This window comes from Bacillus sp. VT 712, from assembly GCF_001614195.1.
GTDB lineage: Bacteria > Bacillota > Bacilli > Bacillales > Bacillaceae_H > Priestia > Priestia flexa.
Genome location: NZ_LWBK01000012.1, coordinates 60253 through 85314, shown reverse-complemented (window position 1 = coordinate 85314; position 25062 = coordinate 60253). Strand labels below are relative to the sequence as shown.

27 protein-coding genes are annotated in these 25062 nt (G+C 38.8%); 9 read left to right on the top strand and 18 right to left on the bottom strand.

Translation table 11 applies throughout. The features are described from left to right. Nucleotides 1–897: IS110 family transposase (locus A2U94_RS08045; RefSeq protein WP_062954506.1), on the bottom strand; the 897-nt coding region annotated here is incomplete at its 3' end. A gap of 275 nt (nucleotides 898–1172) precedes the next feature. Here A2U94_RS08045 and A2U94_RS08040 point away from each other — a divergent pair. Then, the gene (locus A2U94_RS08040) at nucleotides 1173–3482 is read left to right on the top strand and encodes a UvrD-helicase domain-containing protein (protein ID WP_025908119.1); all 2310 of its coding nucleotides are present in this window, start codon (nucleotides 1173–1175) and stop codon (nucleotides 3480–3482) included. A 41-nt stretch (nucleotides 3483–3523) separates the two neighbouring features. Here A2U94_RS08040 and spoVIF read toward each other — a convergent pair whose 3' ends face one another. The 5 genes from spoVIF to A2U94_RS08025 all read right to left on the bottom strand — a co-directional run bounded on the left by spoVIF (nucleotide 3524) and on the right by A2U94_RS08025 (nucleotide 5134). Next, the gene (gene spoVIF / locus A2U94_RS08035; RefSeq protein WP_025908120.1) at nucleotides 3524–3784 is read right to left on the bottom strand and encodes a sporulation-specific transcription regulator SpoVIF; all 261 of its coding nucleotides are present in this window, start codon (nucleotides 3782–3784) and stop codon (nucleotides 3524–3526) included. 219 nt (nucleotides 3785–4003) lie between these two features. Next, nucleotides 4004–4123, bottom strand: a complete 120-nt coding sequence (locus A2U94_RS20590; protein WP_076512614.1) for a YjcZ family sporulation protein — start codon at nucleotides 4121–4123, stop codon at nucleotides 4004–4006. 82 nt (nucleotides 4124–4205) lie between these two features. After that, nucleotides 4206–4385: a hypothetical protein gene (locus A2U94_RS08030; protein ID WP_025908121.1), complete on the bottom strand. Its 180-nt coding sequence runs from the start codon at nucleotides 4383–4385 to the stop codon at nucleotides 4206–4208. A 70-nt stretch (nucleotides 4386–4455) separates the two neighbouring features. Next, a complete protein-coding gene (locus A2U94_RS21490) occupies nucleotides 4456–4614 on the bottom strand; it encodes a hypothetical protein (RefSeq protein WP_167556173.1) in 159 nt (52 codons plus the stop codon). Between the two features lie 70 nt (nucleotides 4615–4684). Continuing rightward, nucleotides 4685–5134 carry a hypothetical protein gene (locus A2U94_RS08025; protein ID WP_025908122.1) on the bottom strand — a complete coding sequence of 150 codons (450 nt, stop codon included), beginning with the start codon at nucleotides 5132–5134 and terminating at the stop codon, nucleotides 4685–4687. A gap of 251 nt (nucleotides 5135–5385) precedes the next feature. Here A2U94_RS08025 and A2U94_RS08020 point away from each other — a divergent pair, with 251 nt between their 5' ends. Next, nucleotides 5386–6150: a BMQ_0737 family morphogenetic spore coat protein gene (locus A2U94_RS08020; protein ID WP_025908123.1), complete on the top strand. Its 765-nt coding sequence runs from the start codon at nucleotides 5386–5388 to the stop codon at nucleotides 6148–6150. 104 nt (nucleotides 6151–6254) lie between these two features. Beyond that, nucleotides 6255–7115, top strand: coding sequence for a hypothetical protein (locus A2U94_RS08015; RefSeq protein ID WP_025908124.1), 861 nt, complete (start codon nucleotides 6255–6257; stop codon nucleotides 7113–7115). 46 nt (nucleotides 7116–7161) lie between these two features. On the opposite strand, the gene A2U94_RS08010 is transcribed toward A2U94_RS08015, so the two are convergent. The 5 genes from A2U94_RS08010 to mgtE all read right to left on the bottom strand — a co-directional run bounded on the left by A2U94_RS08010 (nucleotide 7162) and on the right by mgtE (nucleotide 12625). After that, the gene (locus A2U94_RS08010; RefSeq protein ID WP_025908125.1) at nucleotides 7162–7497 is read right to left on the bottom strand and encodes a DUF1360 domain-containing protein; all 336 of its coding nucleotides are present in this window, start codon (nucleotides 7495–7497) and stop codon (nucleotides 7162–7164) included. A 63-nt stretch (nucleotides 7498–7560) separates the two neighbouring features. Further along, nucleotides 7561–8034 (bottom strand): CotO family spore coat protein, encoded by a 474-nt coding sequence (locus tag A2U94_RS08005; RefSeq protein ID WP_025908126.1) that lies wholly within the window; start codon nucleotides 8032–8034, stop codon nucleotides 7561–7563. Nucleotides 8035–8163: 129 nt separating this feature from the next. Then, nucleotides 8164–8946 carry an enoyl-ACP reductase FabI gene (gene fabI, locus A2U94_RS08000; RefSeq protein ID WP_025908127.1) on the bottom strand — a complete coding sequence of 261 codons (783 nt, stop codon included), beginning with the start codon at nucleotides 8944–8946 and terminating at the stop codon, nucleotides 8164–8166. A 333-nt stretch (nucleotides 8947–9279) separates the two neighbouring features. Continuing rightward, complete coding sequence (locus A2U94_RS07995; RefSeq protein ID WP_025908128.1) at nucleotides 9280–11139, bottom strand: monovalent cation:proton antiporter family protein; 1860 nt, start codon at nucleotides 11137–11139, stop codon at nucleotides 9280–9282. Between the two features lie 109 nt (nucleotides 11140–11248). Then, nucleotides 11249–12625, bottom strand: a complete 1377-nt coding sequence (mgtE, locus tag A2U94_RS07990) for a magnesium transporter (RefSeq protein ID WP_025908129.1) — start codon at nucleotides 12623–12625, stop codon at nucleotides 11249–11251. 221 nt (nucleotides 12626–12846) lie between these two features. Here mgtE and prpE point away from each other — a divergent pair, with 221 nt between their 5' ends. Further along, complete coding sequence (prpE, locus tag A2U94_RS07985; RefSeq protein ID WP_025908130.1) at nucleotides 12847–13581, top strand: bis(5'-nucleosyl)-tetraphosphatase PrpE; 735 nt, start codon at nucleotides 12847–12849, stop codon at nucleotides 13579–13581. Nucleotides 13582–13619: 38 nt separating this feature from the next. Here the strand turns inward: prpE and A2U94_RS07980 are convergent, their stop codons facing one another. From A2U94_RS07980 to A2U94_RS07965, 4 genes are read right to left on the bottom strand one after another with little or no spacing between them, the layout of a single operon-like run. Continuing rightward, nucleotides 13620–14522: an RluA family pseudouridine synthase gene (locus A2U94_RS07980; protein WP_025908131.1), complete on the bottom strand. Its 903-nt coding sequence runs from the start codon at nucleotides 14520–14522 to the stop codon at nucleotides 13620–13622. Nucleotides 14523–14537: 15 nt separating this feature from the next. Then, nucleotides 14538–15332, bottom strand: coding sequence for an NAD kinase (locus A2U94_RS07975; protein WP_025908132.1), 795 nt, complete (start codon nucleotides 15330–15332; stop codon nucleotides 14538–14540). 58 nt (nucleotides 15333–15390) lie between these two features. After that, entirely contained in the window at nucleotides 15391–16032 is a 642-nt protein-coding gene (yjbM, locus tag A2U94_RS07970; RefSeq protein ID WP_025908133.1) for a GTP diphosphokinase, read from the bottom strand. 19 nt (nucleotides 16033–16051) lie between these two features. Beyond that, nucleotides 16052–16438: a UPF0738 family protein gene (locus A2U94_RS07965; protein WP_025908134.1), complete on the bottom strand. Its 387-nt coding sequence runs from the start codon at nucleotides 16436–16438 to the stop codon at nucleotides 16052–16054. A gap of 303 nt (nucleotides 16439–16741) precedes the next feature. On the opposite strand from A2U94_RS07965, the gene A2U94_RS07960 reads away from it, so the two are divergent. The 5 genes from A2U94_RS07960 to A2U94_RS21485 all read left to right on the top strand — a co-directional run bounded on the left by A2U94_RS07960 (nucleotide 16742) and on the right by A2U94_RS21485 (nucleotide 19926). Next, a complete protein-coding gene (locus A2U94_RS07960) occupies nucleotides 16742–17332 on the top strand; it encodes a CYTH domain-containing protein (RefSeq protein WP_025908135.1) in 591 nt (196 codons plus the stop codon). Between the two features lie 4 nt (nucleotides 17333–17336). Beyond that, nucleotides 17337–17981, top strand: a complete 645-nt coding sequence (locus A2U94_RS07955) for a lytic transglycosylase domain-containing protein (RefSeq protein ID WP_025908136.1) — start codon at nucleotides 17337–17339, stop codon at nucleotides 17979–17981. A gap of 220 nt (nucleotides 17982–18201) precedes the next feature. Further along, the gene (locus tag A2U94_RS07950; protein ID WP_025908137.1) at nucleotides 18202–18612 is read left to right on the top strand and encodes a globin domain-containing protein; all 411 of its coding nucleotides are present in this window, start codon (nucleotides 18202–18204) and stop codon (nucleotides 18610–18612) included. Further along, on the top strand, nucleotides 18609–19493 hold the full coding sequence (locus A2U94_RS07945) for a ClpXP adapter SpxH family protein (protein WP_025908138.1): 885 nt from the start codon (nucleotides 18609–18611) through the stop codon (nucleotides 19491–19493). Before A2U94_RS07950 ends, A2U94_RS07945 begins: the two co-directional genes overlap by 4 nt. Nucleotides 19494–19749: 256 nt before the next feature. Beyond that, nucleotides 19750–19926 (top strand): hypothetical protein, encoded by a 177-nt coding sequence (locus tag A2U94_RS21485; protein ID WP_090752849.1) that lies wholly within the window; start codon nucleotides 19750–19752, stop codon nucleotides 19924–19926. 40 nt (nucleotides 19927–19966) lie between these two features. Here A2U94_RS21485 and pepF read toward each other — a convergent pair whose 3' ends face one another. From pepF to cls, 3 genes are all read right to left on the bottom strand, one after another. Then, nucleotides 19967–21787, bottom strand: coding sequence for an oligoendopeptidase F (gene pepF / locus A2U94_RS07940; protein WP_025908140.1), 1821 nt, complete (start codon nucleotides 21785–21787; stop codon nucleotides 19967–19969). Between the two features lie 150 nt (nucleotides 21788–21937). Continuing rightward, a complete protein-coding gene (locus tag A2U94_RS07935) occupies nucleotides 21938–23125 on the bottom strand; it encodes a competence protein CoiA (RefSeq protein ID WP_025908141.1) in 1188 nt (395 codons plus the stop codon). Nucleotides 23126–23519: 394 nt separating this feature from the next. After that, the gene (gene cls / locus A2U94_RS07930) at nucleotides 23520–25037 is read right to left on the bottom strand and encodes a cardiolipin synthase (RefSeq protein WP_025908143.1); all 1518 of its coding nucleotides are present in this window, start codon (nucleotides 25035–25037) and stop codon (nucleotides 23520–23522) included. Nucleotides 25038–25062: the final 25 nt, after the last annotated feature.

The following is a 25062-nucleotide window of genomic DNA, read 5'->3' as shown; positions in this document are numbered from 1 at the left end:
CGTTGTATCTCCTAGTCCTGGTACCGTTGATAGCCACTCGTACTCTACAGAAGTTTTTACAAGCTCAACTAAGTGTTGAGTAATCCTCTCGATATCTTGTTCCAGCTGATGGTAACGGCGAACGAGCGTGGCGATTTCAATACGGGCCATCTCACGTCCTTCTGTTACTCCAATGGAATAAGCAGCGACTTCAATGAGGCGCACTGCTTTTGGTCGTTGGGGAGATTTGAGCCCCTCAATCTTTCGATAAAGGGATAAAACCTCATCAGCTTGTTTCTGTTGGAGATCACTCGGAAATGGGGTACATTCTAGTACGGCCATTGCCATCTTTCCAAATGACGGGAAGATCTGAGTGAACTCAGGAAAATAGCGATCTAACCAGCGAATAATCATGTTTTTGACAGCACTAAGTTCCTCTGTCAATTTCCCTCTAAACGTTGATCCAACACGAAGTTCAGCCTCCATGTCTTTCAAGATACGTGGATAACTGAAGCGTCCATCTTTAATAAGACGAGCGATTACTAGCGCATCTTTACGGTCATGTTTGGTTGGTAAATTGTCATCCAATTCCTTTGACTTTTTAACGTGCAAAGGGTTGGTCATGACTAGGGGAATACCCCGTTCCTCAAGGAAATAAGCTAAATTTAGCCAGTAATGGCCTGTTGGTTCAATCCCGACAATGACTTCCGTTTTTTCGTATTCTTTCATTGCAGTTAAAATACGTTGATAAAAACACTGGAAGCCATCACTAGACTGTAATACTGGGAAAGATTTTTGGAGCACCCGACCACGATCATCTACAAAGCAAGCAAAATGTTTTCGCTTGGCAATGTCAATTCCTACTACGAGTGTATTCTCGGTGACTTGATTTATTTTCTGATTTTGTTTAAAATCCACTTTGGAGGCCTCCTTGGTTAACTAAGTTAGGGGTCAATTCGCGCTATGATTTGACACCCCGTATCATACCAAGAGGGCTCTTTTTTGTTCAAGTCCCCGAAAATCCTTCTAACAGGAATGCTCCTTTTATAGGTTTTTTCCCGTTTTAACAAGAGATATTCGACATTTTACATAAACAGTTGTTTCACCTTCTACCTATTCGACAGTCATTTGAATATGGTATGATAGTCTTTAGCTGTTTTAACCGAAATGAAACGACAAAGGAGGTCAGCGGTATGCAAACTGCTCTACGTAACGGGAAGAATATTACACTGGACACATTAGGTCGCAACCAGTTTCAACTGATTTATGAAGCAGGAATTCGAAATGAATTAACTTGTGCTCATTGTAAGGAACCCGTTCATCTTGCAATTGGAATCCATCGAGCTCCATATTTTTATCATCGTAACGCTCCTCACGAACGCTCAGAGTGTATGAAACCATCTCCCAAAAAACAACCCGTTTCTGTGCTGGCTTCAAGTGCAAGCTATGAAGAACAAGGAGGATTTCGGATTCCAAAAGGCAGAGCAATTGGGAAAAACGAAGTAAAAAATGAGCCTCAGTGGAAAAATTCTACTTTTTTCACCCCAATTCCTGCTTTTTCAGCATCAAAAGCGGAAGTGAAAGAAACGAATTCACCCTACTTTCATACATTGAAAGAACATCAAATTACGTTAGATACAAATCAGTGGAGCTCAGTTACTCACTCTGAAGGACCTCTTCTAATTTTGGCCGGGGCAGGAAGTGGAAAAACAAGAGTCTTAACCGCTCGTACTGCTTATATGATTCAAGAGCATAAAATTGATCCGCGTTCAATTATGCTCGTAACGTTTACATCAAAAGCAGCAAAAGAAATGAAAGACCGTTTAGCATCTTACCCTGGAATATCACCATCAATTATTAGGCAGATGCTCGTCGGTACATTTCATAGTATTTTCCTTCGGATGGTTGTTCATCATTCGCCTGAGTCTTGGCAAATGAATCGATTGTTAAAATGGGATTGGCAAAAAGAACAGATTTTAAAAGAAGCAGGCCGAGAAATAAATCTGGATGAAAAAGATTTCCCATTTGATCAAGCCATTCAACAGATCAGCTATTGGAAAAATACGCTTTTGGGTGTGAAAGATGTTCGCCCTGTTAGCCAGTGGGAAGAGCAAGTTCACCATTTGTATGTTCACTACGAACAAACAAAACAAACGCAAGGGCTGTTTGATTTTGATGACATGCTAGACGGTTGCTATCAAATGCTTAGAGATAACCCTGAGCTGCTTGTTCGTTATCAAAAGCGATTCCGATACTTTCTAATTGATGAATTTCAAGATATTAATAAAGTTCAGTATGCTATTATGAAAATGCTAAGCGCAGACTCTAAAAATTTATGCGTTGTAGGTGATGATGATCAGTCCATCTATGCGTTTCGTGGCAGTGACCCAAGCTTTATCTTAAATTTCGAAAAGGATTTTCCTGGAACGAAAAAAGTAACGCTTCATCAAAACTACCGCTCTGCTCATTCGATTGTGTCAGCCGCCAATAAGGTCATTGAGCGCAATACGGAGCGTCATACAAAAAATATGAAGGCACAGTTTCACCATGATCATGTGCCAACCTTTTTCTTCCCTTATGATGAAGAAGAAGAAGCCACAATGATTGTGCGAGATATAAAAGAAAAGGTTCAAGCAGGTGCGTCCCCTTCTGACTTTTCTATTTTATACCGTACTCATGCTTCTTCACGTGCGGTTTTTGAACGGCTGTCCCAGTCAAACCTTCCGTTCACCATTGAGCAAGATGCAGATTCATTTTATGAACGTCGGATTGTGAGAACGATGCTTGCTTTTTTACGTCTTAGCTTAGATCCAAACGATAATCAGTCGCTTACTAGTATCGTACAGGCACTATTTTTAAAGAAAACCATCTTAAATGACTTAAAAGCAATGAGCATTTTAAATGACGTATCATTTGTCGAAGCGCTTGGTCACCTAAAGGATTTAAAGCCGTTTCAACAAAAAAAGTTACAAAAGATTATTCCGTTGTTTTCAAGCTTAAAAAAGATGAAGCCTGTTAATGCCATTGAAACCATTTCAAAAGATATGGGCTTTGATGATTTTGTCAAAAAGCGTGGAAATGAAGGAAATGCCATGGAAAAAGGATCAGACGACGTTCGAGACTTAAGAGTTGTTGCACGTAAATTTTCAACTGTCCAAGAACTGCTTGACCACGCAGATCATATGATTGGCATGAACAAAGAAATGAAGGTTTTAAGTAAGCAGTTTAATGAGAGCGTTCATTTAACAACCATTCACCGTGCTAAGGGCCTTGAATATAAGCACGTATATGTTTTAGGTAATGTAGATGGCGGTATTCCTCATGACTACGCGCTGGAAGCGTATCGAAACGGTGAGATTGGTGCATTGGAAGAAGAAAGACGCTTACTCTATGTAGCGATGACGCGAGCAAAAGAATCCTTATACCTATCAGTTTTACAAACGCGACGAGGAAAAACAGCGTACCCTTCTCGCTTTTTAAAACCTTTTTTAAAAGCGTATTAGTCATTGAATAATAAAGAGCTGGGGACTCCCCAGCTCTTTATTTATTTCTTCTTCTCATTCAGCATTTTAGAAATGGTACTAAAGTCAATGGACTGATTATTGCTAGCAAGTGCTTTGACAATCTGATCTTCTTTTTGTTTTGAAATTGGTTTATTTGCAATTTGAGCTACACGTTTGACAATATTGCGCACGGTTTGTTCATCTTTAAAGTTTGCATTTTGTACGGAGTTCGCTAGCTCGAAAATATCCTTCATATTAACGCCTGTTTTCTTTTCAATATTCTTAAACATATTGTTATCCATTTACATTGCCTCCTTTGGCATATAAAGCTTATGAAACCAAATTGCCTCTAGCCGCCATATTGTGTGAGAAGAAGCGGTTCTGTACGGAATACTCTATCGTATGCAGCAGCTGCCCAGATGGTGACCACTTTCAATCGACGGTTTGTGAGGTACACTATCAAAACAAAGTACGAGTGAACGTTCACTCGTACTCTTCTTTACTATATTCAGTAGAAGGGATTAGTTGTAACAAGCACAACCAATGATAACTAATAAAATAAATAGTACTACGATTAACGCAAAACCACCGCCGTAACCACCACCGTAGCCACAGCCATATCCGCTGTATCCAAAGCCCATAATTACACCCCCTCTGTCCTTCTTCTCTATACAATATGTGAAGCGGAATGGATTGGTATGGGCTTTTGGTCAAGAAATATTTTCATTGTCCAAATGGGTCATCATTATACAAATCATCAATTTGCTTTTCTTGCTTTTGTAATTGACGCTCGTGCTTTTCAAACTGGTGAGATAACTTTTCTACTTCATCCATCTTCTTTTCATGAGAACCAATAATTTGCTCTTCAAAAAACTTCTCTAATTGCTCAAAAAAATCTGCCATGGCATTCACCTCCTTCTATACTATGTATAGAAAGAAAAAAAGTACTGCCAAGATAGGCAGCACTAATGACTTAACGCTTCGGTAATTTAGCTCCGCAGCCACAGCCACCTTGCTTTGGCATTGGCTTTTGTACAGGCTTTGAAGGATATTTTACTGCTTTTTTCATCACCGGCTGCTGATAGTAATGAGGGTGCAGGTGAGGGTATGCTTGATTTTGATTATAATACATCCTATGGTCCCTCCTTTTCACAAAATGCAATCTATGACATTATATTCAGTTTCCAGCAAGAAGTTCAGTATTATTTGTCCATTTTACGCTGCAGCTTTAAAAACAAGTCCTGATTGCTAATTTCACGCTCACGGCTCGCCGACTGCTGCCTCATCTTATGCCTTTGAACGCCACTTAGCTTTTGCTGAAGTTCACTGAGCCCTTGATCAATCGTTTTATCAAATGATGGGTGTGCATTTACAACTTCCTTCTGTTTTGCAGGTTCTTTTGGCTTTACAGCTTCTTTTGCTTCTATCTTTGACTGCGCTTTTTTCTCCTGCTCTTTTTGTTCGTTGATCATTGCTTTTAACCAATCAATTTCTTCAACTAGCTTTTTATTTTTCTCTTTATAACTCTCTAAGTCTTCCCGAAGTTCTTCGTAATTTAGCTCTTCACTCTTATATTTTTGATATTCTTCCTTATAGAACTCTAATTCAGCTTTTAAACTTGCAATATATTCTCTTACTTTTACTTCAGCCACAGCGCTTCACTCCTCCATGTCAGCTAGTTACTCATAAAATTTCTTTCTAGATGAATAACACATTTTCTTAATATGAATATGCTGTAAGTGAGTTTATTATTTCCTTCAAATTTTATGCATAAAGCGAACTTTTCTAAATTCCGCTTTTGTCACGGTCACACAAAACCGGGTCATTCATACACTATAGTAGTCCGATACCTAGTTAACGAACAGCATAAAGGAAGGACAATTACGATTAGGAGGTAAAAAGAATGGGAGAACATTTAGAGTCATTATGTATTCGCGTTCCTAAAGTATATGATTGGGTGAAACGTGAGGTAACACAAAACAGATCATTTATTCCAGATCAAATTGATTTTCCAGGTTCAATTGATCCAATTTGTGCAACATATGGTCCAACAGCAGAAGTTCAAGCAGTTTTAACAGATGAGGAAGGTAATCCAATCGACCTTTCCGATGACGATGCAATCAACTCAGTAATTGAATTTGCACCTTTCGGCAAACGTCGTACGCGCAAAATCGTATTACCAGACGGTGAGTTTGTAAAACTTCAAGAAGTACGCTTATCAATCAGTGGATTCTACCGCGTAAAGTTAACAAACGTTACAAACTTCTGTAACACTACAGGTGTACCACCTTGTGCGTTATCTGATGATACGTACACTTGGTCAACAGTGCAAACATTCTATCTATGTGCACCAGAAGGAACGTACCCAGTTGTACATTTAGACAACTTTGATGGTATTGGAAATGTACTTTGCAGTGACGACAATGAATTTGAAGGCGTAGACTTAGAACTATTTATTTGCTTAAGCGTTCAAATGGAAAGAGATGTAAAAATCGAAGTTGAAGGAAGCTACTGCTACCCTCGCCCTGAAATTTTAGACAAATTAGGATGTGGCCCAGTTTACAATCCACCAACATGCGATGACATCTTCCCAGGTAGACATCACCACCATCACTGTCACGACCATGATCACGATGATTATCACGGCGGAGAATACGAATTCGAATAAGTCAATGCATAATCAGAGGAGAATTTTTCTCCTCTTTTTTCATTGATAGTTATTACTTCGCATACATATGTAATATTGATAGCTACGTTACGAAAGGAGATTAAATGATGTCCCCTTCACCTAAAGATGATTCCATGCTGATGCGTCAAAAGCTCATTCACTATAAATCCGAACTAAAAAACTATGAAAACCAAATTAGACAGCTTGAGAGAGCATTAGATCGCGAGAAAGAAAACTCTTTATTTTGGAAGAACAAACATGCCGAAGCCTATTCAATCAATGATAAAGACACGGAATTAGAAGAACTTGAAAAAGAGCTGTATCAGCTTAAAAATGAGCACTCCGAACAAGCCATTATCATTGAATCGCTCAAAGAGAGAATTTCTCGTAAACAGCCGATTATTGAAGAGAAAGTGATTGAAAAAATCATTGAAAAGCCTGTTGAAAAAATAGTTGAAAAGCAAGTTAAAGTAGAAGTTGATCGCTTTCAAGCAACTGACATCATCAGTTATTTTCAACACTCTGTCTTGTTACCAACTCCAGATGAGGAAGAAATGATGATTCTTGGAAACGCTGTGGTTACAAATCAAACAAGCAAATCGCTTGTCTCACCAATTATCTGCTTAAAAGTGAAGCCTCATGAGAATGTATCGCTAACGGGAAAGGTTATTGATGAAAAGGAAATTGAAGATTCCACCATTCCCTCATCAGCGCTTCAATGGCAGTATGCCCACCCAAAATGGCGAGAAAAAATAAAGCAAGATGGCGAATACTGGATCAGGCCCACTCGTTCTGCCCAGCTAGCACCCAATCAGCCAATGCGTTTTGAATCGTTTCAGCTTCTCATTCCAAAAGAATTAAACTCATCTTTTGTCATTGTAGAAGGATATTTTTACAGTGAGGAGTGGAAGCAAGGCATTCCTTTCCTCAATAAAATCGTGCTTACTCTTCCAACAGAAGAATAAAAAAACAATCGGCTGTAAGTCGATTGTTTTTTCTATGCCCGTCCATTTATTTCATAAATGATTCAACAATCCCTGCACACCCGGCAATCGCTAAAACAATAATTGCAGGAATTGCAATCTGCGGAAAAAACGTATAGCCTGCATAAATTGCAATTGCACACCACATGCCCGTACACCAATAGCAGCTTAAGAGTTCTCCAATCCACTTTCTAAGCCCTTTTCCTTTTACCGTTAAGTAAGTAATCTCATTTCCTTGTTCATCAGGCTCTGTAACCATTTCATGAAACGGCTTACGAATAAATCCTGTAATCTTATCAAATACAATCAGCCTTGTGAGGCGAAACGTAGCAAAAACGAATAAAAATAAATAAATCCAGGTCATTTTAAACCCACCTTTACTGAAAAAAGCTAACAAGAAAAATTCATTTGTTAGCTTTTTACTTCTTTAAATCTTAACAATTGAAATCGTTACGATATCTTTGACAGGCACCCGATTCGGCTTATCATGTGGAGGAGCTAAAATTGATACTTCACCGTCTACAAATTCCACAATTGTTCCGATAAACGAATTTCCTTCTACACTTATTTCACAAATTGGCTGCGACATATGTTTTGGAAACCCACATAGAAAATTAAGTTTTTCACTAATGTTCATATATTGAAATGCTTTATTTGGTTTTTTTTGCTCTTTCTGTTTATGAACATTTGCAGGTAACCCAGCTTTCTCAGGTTTAACTTCCTGTGACTTTACGTCTTCAATTGGTGAGAAAGTTGGTTCTTCTTTTAAGGGCTCCTGCTCTTTTTCATTTTGCTTCGAGCTATAAAAATATTGCATAGATCTTGTTGTTTGTGCTTGGTTCGGCTGCACAATGTACATTAAAGGCTCGTTGTCTTCGGACCTTGAGCGAGAGTCAGTCATGAAGCATACCTCCCATTGCTTGTTATCGTTCTCTTAAAAATGTATGCTTGCTTGTTAGAAAACTTGTTTCTTTTTTTATAACGACACAAAAAAAGAGCGCTACATGCCGTAGCGCTCTTACAAGAACGATTAACGTCCGATAATATGGAAACCAGAATCCACGTGTAGGTTTTCACCTGTAATTCCACGTGATAAATCACTGAATAAGAATGTTGCCGTATCGCCAACTTCTTCTGGAGTCGTTGTGCGACGAAGCGGTGCACGCTCTTCAATTTGTTTTAAAATTGAGTTAAAGTCGCTAATTCCTTTTGCAGATAACGTACGAATTGGTCCTGCAGAAATTGAGTTAACACGAATACCGTGCTGACCTAAGTCTGAAGCTAAGTATCTTACGCTAGCATCTAAAGAAGCTTTGGCTACGCCCATTACGTTATAGTTCTGAACAACGCGCTCTCCACCTAGATAAGTTAGTGTTACGATGCTTCCGCCTTCTGTCATTAGTTCTTTTGCTTCACGAGCAACAGCCGTAAGTGAATATGAGCTGATATTGTGAGCTAAAAGGAAACCATCTCGAGATGTATCTACAAAATTACCGTCTAAATCTTCGCGATTTGCAAACGCGATACAATGTGCTACGCCGTGAATATGGCCTACTTCTTCTTTAATTTTTGTGAAACATGCTTTAATATCTTCATCTTGCGTTACGTCACAAGGTAATACAAGCGTATCTTCACGCTCTAATGAAGCTGCAAGATCGCGAACGTTCTTCTCTAAGCGTTCTCCCGCATATGTAAATACTAAACGTGCGCCTGCTTCGTGCAGTGAGCGAGCAATACCCCATGCAATGCTTCGTTTATTTGCTACTCCCATGACAACAAATGTGCGATTCTCTAAGGATAAGCTTTTTAACATCTTTTAATATCCTCCTACTTATTACAAGTTATTAGTACCTGGTATTAATATAAGTATAACATAGAAAGAGCAAAAAAAGCTATCATTTATATAGACAAAGAGACTGAAGCTTGGTGAAGTGCTTGCTTCTGAAAAGAGGAAGCTAAATCCTTCTCACTGCGCTACTGGGTCTCAGTCTTTCCTATCGTTCGCGCAGGAGTCACGTATCTTATGCTCCATTTCACTTTTCTTTAAACGTGGTTTCCGAATCAAAAAATCCGAACAATTGAGAGTTACCTCTTAATTGTTCGGATAAATTATTGACTAGGTTACTTCCATCTAAGTCTTATTTCACTAACGAATTTTATATTCCAACAGCATTTTCAGCTCGTTTACATATGAGCGCGATCCCGTTACAATCAGCCGGTCATCTAACGCTAGTTCCGTATCACCGTGAGGAACGATGGAGTCTTTACCTCTAAAGATACGAACAAAGATGACATCACCCGTAAATGGGAATTTACGAAGTTCTACCCCTTGGTATTTTGGGTTACGCATATTGATTTGATAAAGAGCCGACTCTTGGTTTGTTAAGATATTTAAAACCGTCGGTGACTCAATTAACGCTTTTAATAGTGCTGTTGTTGACAATAGTACGGAGAAGACTTCCACTTGGTTTGCTTTTAGCTTTTCATCGAGCTCTGGCGTTTCAACACGCGCAATGACTCGACCTGTCCCATATTCTTTGGCAGCTAACGCAATCGATGTATTGCGCTCTTCTTCTCCTGTTGTAACAACGAGTACATCCGTATCTAAAATACCTTGTTTTTGTAGATATTCTACATCATAAGATTCAATATCATTAATATTAAAAACAGAGTCAGACGTACGGTTATCCAACTTTTCATTCGACGTATGATAAATCGTTACGTCATACATATTTAAATCAAGATCACGAATTACTGGTAGGGTAAATTGATTCGCACCAAGCATGTTAATCTTAAGTTTCTTCTCATTGATCTCTGGCTTTGGAAACAGCTTTCTAAAGACGATTGGCGTAATAATACACGTGATAACCGCTACTAGAATGAGGGCTCCTGACATCTGTGAATCAATGACACCAATATTTTCACCAACCGTAGCTGCTGCAATAACAAGTGAAAGCGTTGATGTTAATAAAAAGCCTGATGCTAACACTGTTTTTGTATCGTACCAAATGCGCATAATCATTACTGGTAATAGCTTTGATAACAATAAAGCTAAAAGCAATAAAGGCATTAGAATAAGTACTTTTGAATCTCCAAACAGCGACCAAACATCAAGGTCTACCCCAACCATTACGAAAAAGATAGGGATTAAAAAGCCATATCCGAAGGAATCTAGTTTATGCACAAGATTCTTATCTGGAGCAAGCAGTGATACAAGTACGCCGGCTAAAAACGCTCCTAAGATATTTTCCGCTCCAATTGATTCAGAAAGTCCCACTAGGATAATAATAAGCGCAAATACTGCTCGCGTATCAATCTGAACCGTTCCTTTAGACATCGTTTCAAGGAAGGAACGATGCTTAAACTGCTTACCGATAAAGTAGAATAGAACACCGGCAGCAAATAGAATAAGCAGTAGCCATGTGTTTCCTCCTCCCGATTCTGCATAAATTGATGCAAAAACAGCAAGAAGAATCATCGTCACAAGGTCTGCAATAACAGCAATTAGTAGGATTGTTTGCCCAATGGACTTTTTCATAATTTGGGCATCCTTTAAGGTTGGAACAACAACTCCAAGTGAAATGGTTGAAATAATAAGCGTCATTAGAAACGCATTGTCAATAAATCCTGTCCAGACAAAAATATAGGATAATAACAAGGAAACAGCAAAAATAGCAAGAAATACAATGGTTGATACAGCAAACGAGTTCGGAATCGTTTTACCAGATTTCGTCTTTTCCTTTTTTTGTCCACCTGCAAATGCAGAAAAATCAATTTCTAGCCCGCTTAAAAACATTAAAAAGATAAATCCGAGGGTAGACAACGTCTCTAACCACATATCTTGTTGAACTAAATCAAATCCACTTTTCCCGATAATTAACCCCATAATAATTTCAGCTACTACGACAGGGATAACGTTGAGTTTAAAGCGATGAAGTAGAATTGGTGTTAAAAAAGCGACCGTAATTACGATGACAAGAGAGGTCACGGATGCATGATGTTCCATCTACTTTTCCCTCCTTTTCCTTCACTTGCTTAGTATAATAAATGTATATTAAGCTAGTGTTAAATTTAAATGTCAAGCATAAAAGGGAATGCTCAATCTGTCAACAACTCTATTTTAAATAACTCATAAAAGTTGTCGCTAATCCGAAATAAATTAAAATACTAATAAGATCATTAATCGTCGTAATAAACGGTCCAGATGCTACCGCAGGGTCAATCTTCAAACGATGCATAAATAGCGGAATAAATGCGCCTGTTAACGTTGCAACAATCAGCGTAGCAAATACAGAAATACCAACTAACGCTCCAAGAATAAAATCACCTTGCCATACATATACAACTAGCGTTACGGCAATACCACAGGAACCTCCTGTAATGACACCTGTTAAAGCTTCTCGAACGAGTAGCTTTAGCTTTCCTTCTTCCTGAATTTCCCCTGTTGCGATACCACGAACAGCTACCGCTAATGCTTGAGTACCCGTGTTTCCAGCCATCCCACCAATCAGAGGAATAAAGATTGCTAAGATGGCTACTTGGTTTAATGTGTCTTCAAAGCGGCCAATTAAGCTTGCCGTCATCATCCCTAAGAACAGAAGAATAATCAGCCAAGGCAATCGCTTTTTAGCTGCGCCGAACGGACTGTTCCCCGCCGTATCGTCCACGTCGCTAATACCCGCAAGTTTGGAATAATCGTCAGATGCTTCTTCGTCCATTACATCAATTACATCATCGACGGTAATGATTCCGAGAAGGTGCTGCTGAAAGTCTACTACCGGTAATGCCAGGAAATTATAGTCCCTCATAATTCGAGCAACTTCTTCTTGGTCTTCCGCAACAGAAACCGCTACAACACGTTCACTCATAACATCACTAATCATCGTTTCTTCATCTGCAACAATTAAGTCTCTTAACGAAATAACGCCTACCAAATGCTTTTGTTCGTCCACAACAAACGTATAATAAATCGTTTCAGCTCCGGGAGCTTCTCTCCTTAAAATTTGCATCGCAGAGCGAACCGTTTGGTTTGCTTTAATAGCGATAAATTCTGTGGTCATGATACTACCGGCCGTGTACTCTTCATAGTGAAGCAGTTCTTTAATTTCATCCGCTGCTTCTTCATCCATAATGGTTAAATAGCTCGCTACTTGCTCTTTATCTAGTTCGTTTAAAACGTCAACGGCGTCATCCGTTGACATCTCAGCTAGCATATCAGCAGCAAACATTGGATGCATCTCTGAAAGTAAATCTTGATAGTCTTCTTCCGGTACTTCTACTTGTTCGAAAATATTAGCCATTTCTTCTGGTGAAAGCATTTCATAGAGCGCAAATCGCAAATCTTCGTCTAGCTCTTCAAAAAACTGGCCTTGATCATATGGGTGCATATCTAGAAATTCTTCTCGAAACGCATCAATTTCATTTTCTTTGAGCAAGTTAATTAATTGCTCCTGAAGTCTCTTTTGCTCTTCTCTTTCCATTGATTCAGTCATAAACATTTCCTCCTCTCAGAACAAAACTTCTCTTACTTTATTATGAAATGAACTAGATTTCAACTCATAACTCGTAGTAAAATTTTAAAAACTTCTGTTTATCTAATTATTATGTGATAAATCTTATCGATAGTTTGCACAATATAGAATGAAATTTCTACACCCTAAAAGGTTTATTTTTCAAACGATACGAAATTCATTGGAAAAGAGCGTGAAGAAATGTGAAGCTAGACATAATTGGAGATATTCATGGCTGCTACGATGAGCTTGTAGAATTAACAACTAAACTGGGCTATAGCTGGACCTCTACCTACCCTATCCATCCAGAAAAGAGGCATTTAGCCTTTGTAGGAGACTTGATGGACCGAGGACCTCACTCCTTAAAAGTAATCGAGCTTGTTTGGAATCTTGTCGTCAAACAAAAAAAAGCGTATTACTGTCCTGGAAACCACTGCAATAAGCTTTATCGATTTTTCAAAGGAAATAAGGTCCAAATTAAGCATGGGTTAGAAACAACCGTAGCTGAATATAATGACCTCTCCCAAGCACAGCAGCAAGAAATCAAACATAAGTTCATGGAACTTTATGAGAATGCCCCTCTTTATGTTCACTTAAAACAAGAACAGCTTGTTATTGCACACGCTGGAATTCGGGCAGACTATATCGGACGAAACGACAAAAAAGTAAAAACATTCGTTTTATATGGAGACATTACTGGAGAAACACACCCAGATGGTTCACCTGTGCGCAATGACTGGGCTAAACACTACAATGGGACACCATTGATTGTTTACGGGCACACACCGATTAAATCTCCTAAGCTACGTAACAATACAATCAACATTGATACAGGAGCAGTATTTGGTGGCAAATTAACTGCGTTTCGCTACCCTGAAAAAGAGCTTGTTTCTGTTCCCTCTTCCATGCCTTATGTGGCTGAAAAGTTTAAAGAATAGCATAAGAGCACTACTCGCGAGTAGTGCTCTTATCGTATTTACCCTCTGTTTTGTTGAACTAAACGCTGCATATCCTCAGGAAGCGGTGATTGAAATGCCAGTTCACGTTGCAAAATAGGGTGAAAGAACGTGAGCTTATAGCTATGTAGCGCCTGTCTGCTTATCTTCTCTCTGTTCCCACCGTATAGAGAGTCACCTAGTAAAGGACTTCCCAAATACTCCATATGAACGCGAATCTGATGCGTACGCCCTGTATCCAGCTTCAAGTCTACTTCAGAGAACCCATCGTATTCTTGTATCACTTTGTAATGCGTAACGGCATGCTGACCGTCTGAGCGTACCATTCTTTCAATAATACTATCGTTCTTTCTTCCAATTGGGGCGTCAATTACTCCCTCTTTTTTTGAAAGAGTTCCATGAACAAGCGCACGATATGTACGCTTAATCGCTCTTTGCTCTTGAGCTTGAGAAAATAAGAAATGAACATGGCGGTATTTAGCAACTACTAATAAACCTGAAGTATCGCGATCGAGTCTATTCACTAAGTGAACCGTAGAAGCAATACCGTTTTGCTCATAGTAAAACAGCAGCGCATTGCTTAGCGAATCATTCAGGTGCTCTCGCGTTGGAATACTAGGCATACCAGCGGATTTATTAATGACTAGCAAGTAGTCATCTTCATAAATCACATCTAACGGTAGAGGTGATTTATGAAGATTTTCACTTGGATATTCAGGTGGAAACGTCACTTTCACAAAGTCTCCGATAGTGAGTATATGTCGAACATTTACTTTCTCACCATTTACTTCAATACAACCACCCTTAAACTTGATATCCGTTAATGCTGCTCGAGATATATGATGCCTTTTTAGAAAGTCGCGTAATAAAGAACCGCTAAATGAATCTGTTACGTGCCAACTTAATGTAAATAGCTTGTGCATATCATATCTCTCCACTTAATCAGATACAAATGAATCTCTTACTCGCTGCCAAAACGGAAAAGCTCGGAAGCGCGCGAAACGAATCTTTTCATTCGCAACTCGACACTGAATAGACTTAACATTTTGATGTAACAACGTTAAATGATCGATGGTGATTTGAAAATCTGCGTAATTAACAGGCTTTAATAAAGCCGTATGATGCCCTGGTAACACGAGCGGAGATCCAATTGTACGAAACACACGATTATTAATAGATGCCATTTCAGCAATCTGAATCGCATGCAGTGACGGATGTAAAATAGCACCTCCAAGGGACTTATTGTAAGCCGTACTTCCCGATGGAGTTGATATACATAATCCATCGCCTCGGAATGTTTCAAACTGCTGTCCCTTAATTTCAACATCCATCACAAGTGAGCCTTCAACACTTTTGACCGTGCACTCATTGAGCGCCAAAGAACGAGCTTCCTTTTCTCCGGTTGTGTAACGAATAATAACTTCAAGTAGCGGATATTCAACAACTTGATAAGGTGTTTTCGCAATAGCAATGACTAACTTCTCAATTTCATCCGGTGTCCAGTCTGCATAAAAGCCTAAATGTCCTGTATGTACTCCAACAAAAGCCGTTTTGTCTAACCGGTGCTGATAATGGTGAAAAGCATACAATAGCGTGCCGTCTCCACCCACTGAAATGACAATGTCTGGTTCATCTTCGTCGTGCTCTAAGTGAAAATCTAATAAGTATGTTTTCATTCTTTCCATTAATGTATTTGAAACTCGATCGCCCCTGGACGTAATAGCAAACTTGATATTACTCACCTTCTTCCCCCCTATCTGTGTTGAAAAACCTGATTTGACTTTTTATTCTTTATTCATTTTCTGTATTCTCTACTTCTTTTTTACGCGAAAAGAAAACCTGAGCTTCTTGTATTTCCCCTCGAATCTTTGACATCTCTTCATCTAGTTGAAAAGCTGCTTCTGATGCTCGCTGAAGTCGTTCTTTTATCTCTTGAGGGAAATTGCCACTGTATTTATAGTTTAAAGAATGTTCAATCGTGGCCCAAAAATTCATCGCTAACGTACGAATTTGGATTTCTGCTAAAATTTGCTTTTCTCCGTGTATGGTCTGAACAGGATAGCAAATCACCATATGATAGGAGCGATATCCACTTTCTTTTTGATGAGTAATATAGTCTCGCTCTTCTACTACTTTAAAGTCCGTGCGCTGCCTCAGAATTTCAACTACTGCTTTAATATCATCTGTGAATTGACACATCATGCGCAGACCTGCAATGTCCTGCATCTCTTCCTCTAAACGCTCTAAAGAAATGTTTTTTCTTGCCGCTTTATCTAAAATACTAGCAATGGGTTTCACTCGGCCCGTCACAAACTCAATTGGAGAGTGCGTAGATCTCATATCGTATTGAGAGCGCATGCCTTTTAACTTTACTTTAAGTTCTTCTACCGCTTGTTTATACGGTGCTAAAAATAAGTCCCAATGCCTTACCATTGCTATCCCCCTCACCTTGTTATCTGCTTTTTTTATCTAAGAAAATTTCTTCTACTCTTGCTACCATATCATCTCCGTAGTTTACATTTCCTTCAATGTTGCTGATTAAGTCTGTTAACTCTTCTTTCATAGCCGTTAGCTCAACGACTTGCTTATTAACTTCTAAGAACACCTTTTTATCATCTTGTAAAACGTTCTTTAAATGTGGCCACATATTGTCACTTAGTCCAACATACATAAACTGCTCGTTGACTTCCACAATGTATACAAATGACATATTGTCAGAATCAGCAAGCACTTGCTTCATATCTTCAATCTGCTCGATTTGTTGTTCAATAGCCTCTGCCTTTAAATGTAGTTCATCTTTCTTCATCACACAGGTTGTGATTTCGATTCGATTTTGCATATATATACTCCTTCCAACTATACAATTCGTTCTTATTTTAACACATTCAAACGTGGTTTAATAAAGCGAAACGAAATCTATTCGGGTTTTCTATTACTTTCTGTTCCATCCCTTTTACAGAACGCCTATCGATTCGAGATATTAACGATACAAATTAACCATTTTATGATAGATTATAAATGAAATCTTATGACAGTGATGCATCTGTTTTGCATCTCATAAAGAGGAACATACCTATGCTAAACATTATAAAACACCTTATTATACATCCTTACAGATACAGCATAAAGGAGCTTATGTAGCATGAAACAAGAAATTGAAATTGAATTTAAAAACTTAGTAAATAAGAATGAATTTAAAAAGTTACTAGCTTATTTCCAACTAACGGATCGCGACTTTATCATGCAGGAAAATCATTACTTTGATACAAATGACTTTCAGCTAAAAAGCGCAGGGGCAGCTTTACGAATTCGAAACAAAAATGGAAAGTTTGTTTTAACTTTAAAACAGCCCCATGAGCATGGCTTATTGGAAACGCACATAGATCTTACAGAATCTGAAGCACAAGAACTAATGACTGAAACAAAGAATTTTCCAACTGAAATGACAGCAGCTCTCCAAAGACTTGGCATATCTTCATCACGCTTAGCTTACTTTGGCACACTTAAAACATACCGAGCAGAAATTGAATACAAAAGCGGTTTACTTGTATTTGACCATAGCTTTTATTTGGATACTGATGATGTAGAAATTGAGTATGAAGTTCAAGATGAAACACAAGGACTTCTTGCATTCGAGAGCTTACTTCAAGACTTTAGTATCCCTAAGCGTAACACAGCGAATAAAATCAAACGTTTTTATGATCGCAAATATCAATTATTAAGTGAGGAATAAATCAATGGATGTTCAAGCTTATCAAACGTGGTTACAGCTACAGACCTTGCAAACATTTACGGCAAATCGACCGACAGCTTCACCTGCAACACTTTTAACTCCGTCGATATTTGCAAACATTTTGGCACAATATATATCTGAAGAGAAAAACGCTAATGAGCAAACAGCTCAGCTCACTTCTAGATCTAATGCGCTGCCCTTACAAACCAATGCGGCTCCTTATTTGAATACATCGGTTCAAAAAAGCAGTTCGCCTACATCAACAATCATTGGCTCACGCTTTGATGATCTGATTAATGAAGCGGCTTCGAAATATGATTTAGACCCTAAGTTAATTTCAGCTGTGATTAAACAAGAATCTAATTTTAACCCTAACGCCAAAAGCTATGCAGGGGCACTAGGATTAATGCAGCTCATGCCCGCAACGGCTAACTACCTTGGCGTTCAAAATGCCCTTAACCCACGCGAGAACATTTTAGGAGGCGCAAAGTATTTACGACAAATGCTCGATAAATATAACGGGAACGTTAAGCTTGCTCTTGCTGCTTATAATGCCGGGCCAGGAAACGTCGATAAATACGGTGGTATCCCTCCTTTTAAAGAAACACAAAATTATGTTGCTAAAATTACGTCTACCTATAATGCGTAGAAAATAACTCATCATTTTCGGAAAGGGTATGTGACGGAAAGTTTTTTCTATAAACCCTGCTATTTTTTCACTTATTTCTTTATCTAGCTACCCTATCACCTTTTCTGTTTGAAGCGGATAGTTTGAGATAAATAAGGTACACTGCTAAAATTAAGAAAAACGATGGTACTACTCCACCACACTTGATGGAGTACATTTCTAGGATAAAGGAGTTATCAACATGAAAGAAAAAGTCAAATCTCCCTACGAACTATTGGGCGGTGAACATACGATTTCCAAACTTGTTGATGCTTTTTATAACAGGGTAGCTAGTCATCCAGATTTAGCCCCTATCTTTCCAATAGATTTAACGGAAACAACACGAAAGCAAAAACAATTTTTAACACAATATTTAGGCGGGCCGGCTTTATATACAGAAGAACATGGACACCCTATGTTACGTGCAAGACATTCGCCTTTTGAAATTACGCCAGCTCGCGCAAAAGCATGGCTTCATTGTATGCATGAGGCAATGGATGAAATTGGATTAGAAGGTCCGTTACGAGATGAACTTTATCACCGGCTCATTCTGACTGCTCAACATATGGTTAATTCACACGAACAGAACGATGAGAAAGGATTTTCACATTGAAGAATTTACACAGCGAACATCAATCATTGCGACACCTTTGTCAGGGTTCTAATCAGAAGCCACTGGAAATTTACGTATTTGTTGATCCACTTTGTCCGGAATGCTGGGCACTAGAGCCTATCTTGAAAAAATTGCAGATTGAGTATGGAAATTGGATTACTCTTAAGCATGTTTTAACCAGTAATTTGCAGAAGCTAAACATTGGTACAAAAAAGAAGTTTGAAGATATGGCCAAGACATGGGAGCAAACTGCTTGTCGATCCGGCATGTCTTGTGACGGTAATCTTTGGCTTGAGAATCCAATTTCAACACCATTTGCAGCATCGATTGCAATTAAAGCTGCGGGTTTACAGGGAAAAAAGCAAGGCATTCGCTTTTTACGAAAACTTCGCGAAGCATTATTTTTAGAGAAACAAAACGTTGAAAAAGAAGATGTGCTTGTCAAGTGTGCAGAAGAAATCGGACTTGATGTCGAAGAATTTGTGCGAGACTTACACGCTGAGCATGCTACAAAAGCATTTCAATGCGATTTAAAGATTACATCAGAAATGGACATAACCGATATTCCGACCCTTGTGTTTTTCAATGAAAAAGTTGAAGAAGAAGGAATTAAGATTTCTGGGCATTATTCATATGAAACGTACGTACACATCATTTATGAAATGTTAGAAGAAGAAGAAATCAATCCTCATCCGCTTCCACCTCTGCGATCGTTTTTAGCTTATTTTCAATTTGTCGCAGCAAAAGAAGTAGCCGTTGTTTACGATATATCCATTGAGCAAGCTGAGCGAGAACTGAAAAAACTTCAGCTTCAGCGCCTTGTAGAACAAGTTCCAGTGAAATACGGTACGTTTTGGAGAAGCTTAGAAAAAGGATGTTAAAATACAAAAAAGACTTGGCAAATGCCAAGTCTTTTTTGTTTGTCCTAAGACAACAAGGGGATGGGAGAAATTTTTCACGGTCAAACAAAGGGGTATATGTTTGTTTTGTGATAAACTTCACGATTATTACTATAGCAAATTATGTCGAGTTTTGACAACCCTTTTTTGATATTTTCATGATTTTTTTTTAAAAAAGTATATTTTGGTGCCTCGATTCATATAGTTCAAGCATGACAAGCAAGCGAGGTGACCAAACATGAAGCTCATCGGAGTGATCATCAGCATTGCAATTCTCTGTTTTTCCTTTGTCTTTTATCTACTGTCGTTAATGAAGCTTGCACCGCTTGTGATTGCTGCTCCTCTTTTACTTCTATCTCTGTTCATTACTATTATGCTTCTTAATTCATTTAATCGATTTCGAGGATTTAAATAAACAAAGCTTTGCGGATGCGCAAAGCTTTGTTTATTTAAACTTAGTTTTTCTCTAACAAACGTTCCATCTCTTCAAGCTTTTCTTTAAACACTTCTAATGCTTCTTTGATTGGTTCAGCAGTTGTCATATCCACTCCTGCGCGTTTTAGCACTTCGATTGGATAATCAGAGCTTCCAGCTTTTAAGAAGCCAAGGTAACGCTCAACAGCCGCGTCTCCTTCTTCAAGAATTTGCTTACTTAGCGCTGCAGCTGCGCTGAAGCCTGTTGCGTATTGATACACATAATAATTATAGTAGAAATGTGGAATTCTTGCCCACTCTAAGCCAATCTCTTCATCAATGACTAAATTATCACCAAAGTACTTTTTATTTAAATCATAGTATAACTTTGTTAGCAGCTCTGGTGTTAGCGGTTCACCATTTTGAGCCCGAACGTGAATTTCATGCTCAAATTCAGCAAACATCGTTTGACGGAACACGGTACCGCGGAAGCCTTCTAAATAATGATTTAATAAGTATAATCGTTTCTTTTCATCATCGATTGTTTTCAATAAATAATCATTTAATAGAGCTTCGTTACACGTAGATGCGACTTCAGCGACAAAGATTGAATAATCACCGTATGGGTAAGGCTGTTCTTTACGCGTATAGTAACTGTGCACTGAGTGACCAAACTCATGAGCTAATGTGAAAAGATTGTTCACATTGTCCTGCCAGTTCATTAAGATATATGGATTTGTTCCATATGTTCCAGAAGAATAAGCACCGCTTCGCTTTCCTTTGTTTTCGTGCACATCAACCCAGCGATTTTCAAATCCTTCTTTTAAAATGGAAATGTACTCTTCTCCAAGCGGCGCCAAACCTTTTAATAAATAATCTTTTGCTTCGCTATATGGTATTTCCATTTTGACGTCTTGCACAAGCGGTGTATACAGATCATACATGTGAAGCTCATCAACACCTAACACTTTCTTTCGTAGGTCAATATAGCGCTGTAATAGAGGCAGATATTCGTTTACCGTTGCAACTAAATTATCATATACCTCTTCTGGAATATTGTTTGCGCTTAGAGCTGCATGGCGAGCTGATTCGTAGTTACGGACCTTAGCGCTAAAGTTATCTTTTTTAACCGTTCCGCTAAGAGTACTCGCAAATGTATTTTTAAACTTTCCATACGTATCATAGACGGCTTTAAACGCTTCTTCTCTAACGCGTCGATCACTGCTTTCTAAAAACCGAATATAACGACCGTGGGTAATCTCCACTTCTTCCCCGTTTTCATCTTTAATGGATGGAAACTCTAAATCAGCATTATTCAGCATACCGAACGTATTACTTGATGCTCCTAGCGCTTCAGATGCCTGTGCTAGAATAGCTTCTTCACTCTCAGAAAGGATATGAGGACGCTCACGATTCATTTCATCCAGCGCATGTGCATATAGCTGTAAATCCTTGCTATCTTTTAAATATTGTTTTAGCGTTTCCTCATCTACTGCTAATAGTTCAGGCGTGACGTAAGATAACGCACTCGCAATTTCTGTATACAACATTTTAATTCGATCATTTAATCCTTGATAGAATGAGTTCGTTGTATCTTGGTCATACCTCATATGTGCATATGTATAAAGCTTGCTGACCCGCATTGTTAGTTCATCTTGCTGCTGAAGTGCTTTAAAAAGCATGTCTGCTGATTCTCCAAGCTTGCCGCGATATTGTTCCATTTCCGGAACTAAGGCTTTAACAGCTTGAAATTCTTGCTCCCACGCTTCATCCGTTTCAAAAATATCTTCTAATCTCCATGTATCTTCTACTTTAATTTCACTGCGATTTGGCAGCTTTTTCACCGTGGATTGTTCACTCATATTAACACCCTTTCATCTTTTACTCCGTCTCTGTTACTAATTTCGCTATATAGAAGACGAATCCTTTTTTATTGTATGTGGCTTTTCAAAAATTAGTCAGCCTGTAAGTACGCCCAAACAGTGCTTCTATTTAAGCGTACTTATTTTCTGCTAACGTGTCACTTCTTTTGCTTGGTCTAACCATTTTTTCATTAATAACCCATCTTCTAAGAATGCATCTGAGCTGAGCATAGGAACTGTATACCCTCTCTCGATTCGATAAGAGTCATACGTAACAGGAGAAAAGAATTTTAGCTTGCATAGTACTTCTACGTACTCTAACAGCGGCTTTTCAATTGTAGACTGCATGAACGGAACATATCGTAATTTAATTAACTTTTTGCGAACCCGAGCGCTAAACTGCATATATAGCTGCTTAAGATTCACTACTTCCCCTACCTTTTTCACTTGCATGATATCAAGCAATAGCCAAGTTTGCCATATGACAGCCGGTGTTTCAATCATAAAAGCAGAAGGAATTGGAAAACCAGCTTCAGAAGGAAAATGAGTGGGTGGAATTTGAAGGGTATAGAGCTTTTCTAAAAAATGTTTATATTGTAAGCCCGGATATAGCATGTATGTTGTACGGAAGTTCCTCTTTTTTTGAATCCACCCTTCATGATAAGAAGGAGACGTATGCAAAGTAAGCCATTCTGAAAATGTATGAGAACTAGGTGTGAGAATTTTCAATTCAGCAAAAGCAATTTGGGAGGAAAACGGAATGATATGCTCAAGTTTGATTAACTCATTTGTGAAGGGTGAAAAATAATAAAGAGTTGGCGATTGGTCGGTGAGAGTGAGGTACTGCCATTCTTGAGGAGATAGGCGAAAAAGTGAGGTACCTAAGCGTTTTAATCGATTTGCGCCCATTATCCAAAAAGGGTGATACCCTTGCGTTCTATAGCCGCTTGTTCGCTGAACGAACGCTTCAGTAGACAATGAAGCACACTGAAATTCAAATGCATAAGCTGCTTTTCCTACTTCAACAAACAAATCTGGACGTTGTTGGATTTGAGGCAAGTAGTGCTCTAACTGAGCTGAGGTATGAGTTTGTAACCAACGAAACAGCTGGAGCTTTCCTGTTACGTGATAATCGCTCTCTCCTTCCTGGTCAACTGTACACTCTTTTTTTCGATGCGCAAAATGGGAACAGCGCTTTACTCCTACGCGAAGCACAACAGATTCATTACAAGCTGGACAATAAAAAGACCCCGTTTTTTGCAAACGCCGAAGCTCTGCCTCTGTAAAGCCACTGGCTAATGAAACCAAGCGATTATGGACTGTTTTTGCAACGAGCAATGGCTAACACTCCTTCCTTATTGAATTCTTACTGTATATTCGTTAAAGGTTAGCAAATCCCTTCTTTTTGTAAAAAGAGTTTGGGACATAACAAAATGATTGCTTCTAAAAGACGAACACTAGCTGTTCCCATCTCTTTAGTTTGTCTCAACACGTTCGTTCCATTGCGCTACGGCCACTCGCTTTCCGCGGGGAGGAACCTGAGCTTCCTCGCTGCGCTGCGGGATCTCCGTTTTCCCTCTCTTTCCCGCAGGAGTCGAGTGTCCTACGCTCCATTCCACACTGTTTCCAACATTGTTTTCACAATCAACCAAAAAACCTGAACGATTAAAAGTTATGAACTCTCAATCGTTCAGGTATAGTAGAGGCTGAATTACTTATGTCTCAATCTTTCTTAGAGTAGAGGTGATAATAATCGAGATGTTGACTCGAAAACTCTCTGCAAGATGGGACGCTTTTGAAATTGATCTAAATGAAGTGACGAAGACACCTCTAAGTCCTGCATATACTCATAAACGAGCTTTTGAGTACTTGCTGTTTTATAAAGAAAAGCATTCACTTCAAAGTTTAAATGAAAGCTTCTCATATCCATGTTGGCAGTACCAATCGATGCAATTTCTTTATCCACAATCACAATTTTACTGTGCATGAAGCCTTTTTCGTATTCATACACTTTCACTCCTGCTGCTAGTAACTCTGGAAAGTAAGAGCGTGAAGCATGAAAAACGATTTTTTTATCTGGTTTTTTTGGTACAAGTAACCTAACGTCTACTCCGCTAAGCGCTGCTACTTTCAGCGCTGTGAAGATATCTTCATCAGGAATAAAATACGGTGATGCAATCCAAATTGATTCTCGCGCTGACGTAATCATGGAGAAAAATAAGTGTTTAATAACTTCCCATTCTCGGTCCGGACCTCCAGCAATCATTTGAACTCCCCCGCAGCTCTCCTCATCAACATCAATTAAGTCTGGTGACAAATAGGTTTGGGTTAACAGCGTTTGACCCGTCATATAATACCAGTCCTGTAAGAAAATTAGTTGTAAAGAGCGCACCGCTTCGCCACGAACCTGAAGATGCGTGTCACGCCAAAAGCCAAAGTGTCGACTTTGACCAAGATATTCATCCCCAATATTTAACCCTCCGACAAATCCAATCGTTCCGTCTATCACTACAATTTTACGGTGGTTTCGAAAGTTAATTTTATTGTTTAACAGCGGCAAGCGAACAGGTAAAAATGGTACCATTTCTACGCCTGCTTCTCGCATTTCGTGAATGTAGTGCTTAGAAAGCTTAAAACTTCCAACGGCGTCGTACAAAAAGCGCACATAAATACCCTCTTGTACTTTTTCAATCAAAATATCTTTAATTTTTTGTCCTAGGTCATCATGTCTGACAATGTAATATTCCATATGAATGTGGTGACGCGCATGCTGTAGAGCTTCAAGTATTTCATCAAATGTTTCGTCACCATTCGTGAGTGCTCGCGTATCAGACGCAAATGAAACGGGAGCTTTCCCGAGCTGAGTAGCTAATGTTAATAACTGTTTACGTTTTTCACCAAAGCGCTCAACCTGCTCATCAAAGATTGAAGAATCTCTTTCCATCTTCAATAAAACCTGCTCATCTAGCTTCGCTTTTTTTGCAAACAATCGTCTCTTTCGAATGTTTCGCCCAAACAGTAGATAAAAGAAAAAGCCGACAACAGGAAAACTTCCTAAAACGACAAGCCATGTTAACGTTTGGGTTGGGTGACGATTTTCAAGTGAAATAACTAATCCAATAAAGATCACGCTAATGGTAATCAGCAAGCTCAGAATCCCAATAATTTGACCACTCAAATACTCTTTTGTCAAAACAAGAACGACAACAAGACCTGCAATAAACACAAGTAGCTGTAAACGATTTTTCAATTTTATTCACCTATCCTACTAATGA

Bases quoted from the DNA above. Each gene is read 5' to 3' on its own strand.
- A2U94_RS08040 (WP_025908119.1), top strand. From the start codon at position 1,173: ATGCAAACTGCTCTACGTAACGGGAAGAATATTACACTGGACACATTA.
- spoVIF (WP_025908120.1), bottom strand. From the start codon at position 3,784: ATGGATAACAATATGTTTAAGAATATTGAAAAGAAAACAGGCGTTAAT.
- A2U94_RS20590 (WP_076512614.1), bottom strand. From the start codon at position 4,123: ATGGGCTTTGGATACAGCGGATATGGCTGTGGCTACGGTGGTGGTTAC.
- A2U94_RS08030 (WP_025908121.1), bottom strand. From the start codon at position 4,385: ATGGCAGATTTTTTTGAGCAATTAGAGAAGTTTTTTGAAGAGCAAATT.
- A2U94_RS21490 (WP_167556173.1), bottom strand. From the start codon at position 4,614: ATGTATTATAATCAAAATCAAGCATACCCTCACCTGCACCCTCATTAC.
- A2U94_RS08020 (WP_025908123.1), top strand. From the start codon at position 5,386: ATGGGAGAACATTTAGAGTCATTATGTATTCGCGTTCCTAAAGTATAT.
- A2U94_RS08015 (WP_025908124.1), top strand. From the start codon at position 6,255: ATGATGTCCCCTTCACCTAAAGATGATTCCATGCTGATGCGTCAAAAG.
- A2U94_RS08010 (WP_025908125.1), bottom strand. From the start codon at position 7,497: ATGACCTGGATTTATTTATTTTTATTCGTTTTTGCTACGTTTCGCCTC.
- A2U94_RS08005 (WP_025908126.1), bottom strand. From the start codon at position 8,034: ATGACTGACTCTCGCTCAAGGTCCGAAGACAACGAGCCTTTAATGTAC.
- fabI (WP_025908127.1), bottom strand. From the start codon at position 8,946: ATGTTAAAAAGCTTATCCTTAGAGAATCGCACATTTGTTGTCATGGGA.
- A2U94_RS07995 (WP_025908128.1), bottom strand. From the start codon at position 11,139: ATGGAACATCATGCATCCGTGACCTCTCTTGTCATCGTAATTACGGTC.
- mgtE (WP_025908129.1), bottom strand. From the start codon at position 12,625: ATGACTGAATCAATGGAAAGAGAAGAGCAAAAGAGACTTCAGGAGCAA.
- A2U94_RS07980 (WP_025908131.1), bottom strand. From the start codon at position 14,522: ATGCACAAGCTATTTACATTAAGTTGGCACGTAACAGATTCATTTAGC.
- yjbM (WP_025908133.1), bottom strand. From the start codon at position 16,032: ATGGTAAGGCATTGGGACTTATTTTTAGCACCGTATAAACAAGCGGTA.
- A2U94_RS07965 (WP_025908134.1), bottom strand. From the start codon at position 16,438: ATGCAAAATCGAATCGAAATCACAACCTGTGTGATGAAGAAAGATGAA.
- A2U94_RS07960 (WP_025908135.1), top strand. From the start codon at position 16,742: ATGAAACAAGAAATTGAAATTGAATTTAAAAACTTAGTAAATAAGAAT.
- A2U94_RS07955 (WP_025908136.1), top strand. From the start codon at position 17,337: ATGGATGTTCAAGCTTATCAAACGTGGTTACAGCTACAGACCTTGCAA.
- A2U94_RS07950 (WP_025908137.1), top strand. From the start codon at position 18,202: ATGAAAGAAAAAGTCAAATCTCCCTACGAACTATTGGGCGGTGAACAT.
- A2U94_RS21485 (WP_090752849.1), top strand. From the start codon at position 19,750: ATGAAGCTCATCGGAGTGATCATCAGCATTGCAATTCTCTGTTTTTCC.
- pepF (WP_025908140.1), bottom strand. From the start codon at position 21,787: ATGAGTGAACAATCCACGGTGAAAAAGCTGCCAAATCGCAGTGAAATT.